This is a genomic window from Mycobacterium sp. E136 (assembly GCF_001666865.1).
Classification (GTDB): domain Bacteria; phylum Actinomycetota; class Actinomycetes; order Mycobacteriales; family Mycobacteriaceae; genus Mycobacterium.
In genome coordinates this window covers 1-4705 of record NZ_LZJE01000303.1, presented here as the reverse complement: position 1 = coordinate 4705, position 4705 = coordinate 1, and the positions used below count along the sequence as shown (strand labels likewise).

Annotated in this window: 6 protein-coding genes and 1 pseudogene; 4 read left to right on the top strand and 3 right to left on the bottom strand. The window is 68.7% G+C overall.

From position 1 onward, the window contains the following. Positions 1-115 (bottom strand): annotated as a pseudogene (locus tag A5698_RS28720) (S-(hydroxymethyl)mycothiol dehydrogenase); the annotation flags it as partial. A 37-nt stretch (positions 116-152) separates the two neighbouring features. Between A5698_RS28720 and A5698_RS19465 the strand changes: the two are divergent. The 4 genes from A5698_RS19465 to A5698_RS19450 all read left to right on the top strand — a co-directional run bounded on the left by A5698_RS19465 (position 153) and on the right by A5698_RS19450 (position 3540). Next, positions 153-929: a dioxygenase family protein gene (locus tag A5698_RS19465; protein ID WP_067087905.1), complete on the top strand. Its 777-nt coding sequence runs from the start codon at positions 153-155 to the stop codon at positions 927-929. Positions 930-997: 68 nt separating this feature from the next. Then, positions 998-2074: a class I SAM-dependent methyltransferase gene (locus tag A5698_RS19460; protein ID WP_067088086.1), complete on the top strand. Its 1077-nt coding sequence runs from the start codon at positions 998-1000 to the stop codon at positions 2072-2074. Positions 2075-2084: 10 nt separating this feature from the next. Beyond that, a complete protein-coding gene (locus A5698_RS19455) occupies positions 2085-2909 on the top strand; it encodes a serine hydrolase domain-containing protein (protein ID WP_067087903.1) in 825 nt (274 codons plus the stop codon). 118 nt (positions 2910-3027) lie between these two features. Then, complete coding sequence (locus A5698_RS19450; protein ID WP_067088084.1) at positions 3028-3540, top strand: DUF3145 domain-containing protein; 513 nt, start codon at positions 3028-3030, stop codon at positions 3538-3540. Between the two features lie 55 nt (positions 3541-3595). Here the strand turns inward: A5698_RS19450 and A5698_RS19445 are convergent, their stop codons facing one another. Further along, positions 3596-4510, bottom strand: coding sequence for a diacylglycerol kinase (locus tag A5698_RS19445; RefSeq protein WP_068300176.1), 915 nt, complete (start codon positions 4508-4510; stop codon positions 3596-3598). Beyond that, positions 4507-4705 (bottom strand): FAD-binding oxidoreductase (locus A5698_RS19440; RefSeq protein ID WP_286144550.1); only part of this gene is annotated, 199 nt, incomplete at its 5' end. The genes A5698_RS19445 and A5698_RS19440, both read right to left, overlap by 4 nt.

The following is a 4705-nucleotide window of genomic DNA, read 5'->3' as shown; positions in this document are numbered from 1 at the left end:
AGGCGATGATGTCGACCACCACCTCACCCGGACCGGGGTCGGGGATCACGACGTCCACGACCTCGACTGGCTCACCCTTCTTGCGTGAGATCACTCCGCGCACCGTTTGACTCATGCGTACAACCTAACGGCTGAGGGGGAACACTCGTCATATGACCGATTCGCTTCCCGCGCTGTTCCTCTCCCACGGAGCGCCGCCGCTCGTCGACGACGAGTTGTGGGTGAGCCAGTTGGCGGCGTGGGCGGTAGAGCTGCCGCGGCCGGCGGCGATCCTCGTGGTGTCGGCCCACTGGGAGTCCGCGCCGCTCACAATCGGGTCGACGTCGGCGCGGACCCCGCTGACCTACGACTTCTGGGGTTTCCCGGACCGCTACTACCAGACCACCTATGACGCGCCGGGCGCCGTCGACCTGGCCGCGGCCGTCGAGGCGTTGTTGTCCGACCAGCCGGTGCGCCACGATCCCGACCGCAGGCTCGACCACGGCGCGTACGTTCCGCTGACCGTGATGTATCCCGACGCCGACATCCCGGTGCTGCAGATCTCGATGCCGACGCTCGATCCCCAGGCACTGCTGACACTGGGCTCGCGGCTGCGGCCGCTGCGCGACGAGGGCGTGCTGATCATCGGATCCGGCTTCACCACACACGGTCTGCCGTTCCTCGACGACCCGTCGCCGGCCGCGGAGCCACCGGACTGGTCGACGGAGTTCGACCGGTGGGCCGCCGAGGCGTTCGCCGCGGGCGACGTCGACGCGCTGATCGACTTCCGTCACCGCGCGCCGGGCATGCCGTACGCGCATCCGACGATCGAGCACTGGTCGCCGCTGTTCGTCGCGCTCGGCGCGTCGCGCGACCCCGGTCAGCGGGCGCGACAGGTGATAGACGGCTACTGGATGGGGCTGGCCAAGAGATCGGTCGAACTGATTTGACGGTTGAACCGCCCGGCGTCGGAGTCCGTTGTGCAATGGGAGTGTCAGCACGCCGGAAGGACACCGCGATGACGGATATCGACCACAGACCAGCCTCCGACACCACCGATGAGTTCGCCGCGCGGATGGTGGCCGCCATCGACAACGCCAGCCTGGCGCTGTTGATGTCGATCGGCCATCAGACCGGATTGTGGGACACCATGGCCGCGTCGGCGCCGGGCAACAGCGCACAGATCGCCGCGGCCGCAGGGTTGAACGAACGCTACGTGCGGGAGTGGCTCGGCGGCGTCGTCACCGCCGGGGTGGTCGACTACGACCCGGCGGCGGGCACGTACTCGCTGCCGCAGCACCGCGCGGCGGTGTTGACCCGCGCCGCCGGACCGGACAACCTCGCGCGGGTGGCGCAGTTCATCCCGCTGCTCGCCGAGGTCGAGCAGAAGATCATCGGCTGCTTCCGCAACGGCGGTGGGTTGTCGTACAGCGAGTATCCGCGGTTCCACACCCTGATGGCCGAGGAGAGCGGTGAGGTGTTCGACGCCGCGCTCGTCGACGTCATCCTGCCGATGGCCGACGGACTGCCGGAACGGCTGCGCGAGGGCGCCGACGTCGCCGACATCGGCTGCGGCAGCGGGCACGCGATCAACCTGATGGCGCAGGCGTTCCCGGCGAGCCGGTTCACCGGCATCGATTTCAGCGACGAGGGCCTGGCCGCGGGTCGTGCGGAGGCGGCCCGCCTCGGACTGACCAACGCCGACTTCGTCGCCGCTGACGTCGCCGAACTGGACATGGCCGAAAGTTACGATGTGATAACGGTTTTCGACGCCATCCACGACCAGGCCGCACCGGCGGCGGTGTTGGCGAACATCTACCGGGCGCTGCGGCCGGGTGGAACCTTCCTCATGGTCGACGTCAAGGCGTCGAGCCGACTGGAAGACAACGTCGGTGTGCCCCTGGCCACGTACCTCTACACGGTGTCGACGATGCACTGCATGACGGTGTCGCTCGGGCTGGACGGCGCGGGGCTGGGAACATGCTGGGGTCATCAACTCGCCGCGTCGATGCTCGCCGAGGCCGGCTTCGACCACGTCGAGGTGCGCGAGATCGAGTCGGATCCGATCAACAGCTACTACATCGCGCGCAAGTAGGCTCGGCGCGATGAGCGCCCTGGATGCCATGACCGACTGGCCGGTCGACAACGCGGCCGCGGCGGTCATCGGCCCCTCCGGGGTGCTGGCCGAGCACGGCGACCAACGGCGCCGCTTTCCGCTGGCATCGGTTACCAAGCCGCTGGCCGCGCGAGCCCTGCACGTCGGCGTCGAGGAGGGCGCCGTCGAACTCGACACCGAGGCGGGCCCGCCCGGGTCGACGGTGCGTCACCTGCTCGCGCACGCGTCCGGATACTCGATGCGCTCGGCGGAGACGATGGCCGAACCCGGGACCCGCCGCGTGTACTCGAACTACGGGTTCGGCGTGCTCGCCGAGACGCTCGAGAAGGCGACCGACATCGCGTTCGACCGGTACCTGACCGAAGCGGTGTTCGAACCGCTGGGCATGACCGACAGCGCGCTCGACGGCGGTGCGGCCGCCGCGGGATACGGCGCGACTTCCACGGTGGCCGATTTGGCGGCCTTCGCCGGGGACCTACTGCAGCCGGCCACGGTGTCCGAGCAGCTGCATGCCGAGGCGATATCGGTGCAGTTTCCCGGTCTGGACGGGGTGCTGCCCGGATTCGGCGTGCAGCGGCCCAACGACTGGGGGCTGGGTTTCGAGATCCGCGACGGCAAGTCCCCGCACTGGACGGGCGAGGCGAACTCCGAGCGCACATTCGGGCATTTCGGCCAGTCAGGGACGTTTTTGTGGGTCGATCCGGGCGCTGATCTGGCGCTCGTCGTGCTCACCGACCGCGATTTCGGCGACTGGGCGTACGAGCGGTGGCGGGCTTTGTCTGACGAAGTCCTGAGAGAATTTGCCGCGGACTAGCGCAACAGGCGCCTCACAAGGCACAATAGACACGCACGACACATATTTTGCTGCGGAAGTTTCGGATCCAAGAGGCCGCTTGGGGAAGACGTCCCTCGTGGAGCCGAAGGAGTGGCAAATGCGTGCGTCGAACCAGTTCGCCGAAGCGACGACGGGCGTGGTCTACATCCACGCGTCACCCGCTGCGGTGTGCCCGCATGTCGAGTGGGCGTTGTCGTCGACCCTTCAGGCGAGGGCGAACCTGAAGTGGACGCCGCAGCCGGCCATGCCCGGACAACTCCGCGCCGTCACCAACTGGGTCGGTCCCGTCGGGACCGGCGCCGCGCTGGCGAGCGCGCTGCGCTCGTGGTCGGTGCTGCGGTTCGAGGTCACCGAGGATCCCAGTCCCGGCGTCGACGGTCACCGCTGGTGCCACACGCCTCAGCTCGGCCTGTGGAGCGGATCGATGAGCGCCAACGGCGACGTGATCGTCGGCGAGATGCGGCTGCGCGCGCTGATGGCGTCCGGTGCCGACACGCTCGCCGCCGAGCTGGATTCGGTGCTGGGCACCGCGTGGGACGAGGCGTTGGAGCCGTACCGCGACGGCGGTGCGGGCGCGGAGGTCAGCTGGCTGAGCCGCGGAGTCGGGTAGTACCCCGCCGAACGTGCGCTCGGATCGAAAAATCGGTGGATTCTTCGATCTGGTTTCACGTTCGGCGAGGCGCCAATACCTTGAGCGCGCCGGTGACGGCCGACACCTCGACCGGTAGCGGGCACATGTACTCGCCGTCGGCGTAGGCGTTGATGCCGGGCGAGTCGACGGTGATGGTCTTCGCACGGGCGGTGCGGACTTCGTCGAGGTCGACGTGGGTGCCCTTGAACACGGTGGGAAACAACCGGATCAGCCGGGTTCGCGACGCCGACGCCACCATCGTCACGTCGAGCAGACCGTCGGTCGGGTCCGCGCCCGGACAAATCCGCATGCCGCCGCCGTAGCTGCGGGTGTTACCGAACGCCGCCAGCGTCAGCTCGGTCGCCATCTCCTCGCCGTCGAACGAAAGTCGAAACGGCAAGAGCCGCAACTGCGATAGCTCGGCGACCATCGCGAGGTTGTACCGCATGCGACCATGCGGCCACCGCATCCGGTTGGTCCGGTCGGTCACCAGCGAGTCGAAGCCGGCGGCCATCACGGTGCCGAACCACTTCTGCGTGCCGTCCGCGCCGCGGATGTGGCCGAGGTCGATGGTCCGGGCGCCCTGAACCAGTCCGTCGACCACCACGTCGGCGGCGGCCTCGGGATCACGTGTCGGGATCTTGAACTCGCGCGCGTGATCGTTGCCCGTGCCGGCGGGGATGATGCCCAGCGGTATGTCGGTCTGCGCAAGCACTTGCAGCGCAAGGGAGATGATGCCGTCGCCGCCGACGACGACCAGCGCGTCCATTCCGCGTTCGAGCGCACCCTTGACAAGAGTGCGGGCATGCGCCGCGTCGGTGCCCGCGATCGCGACGACGTCCACGCCGCGCCGATGGAACTGGGCGACAGCGCGTTCGGCCGCATGCGGAGCGCTGCCGTGCCCCGAGGCGGGGTTGGTCAGCATCGTGATGCGGCCGCCCACCGTCATGGGATCAGCTTGCCGGGGTTGAGGATTCCCGCGGGGTCGAGCGTGTCCTTGACGGCGCGCAGGATCGCGACGCCGAGGTCGCCGATCTCGTCGCGCATCCACGGCCGGTGGTCGGCGCCGACGGCGTGGTGGTGGGTGATGGTGGCACCGGTGCGGATGATCGCGTCGGACGCCGCGGCTTTCGCCTTGCGCCAC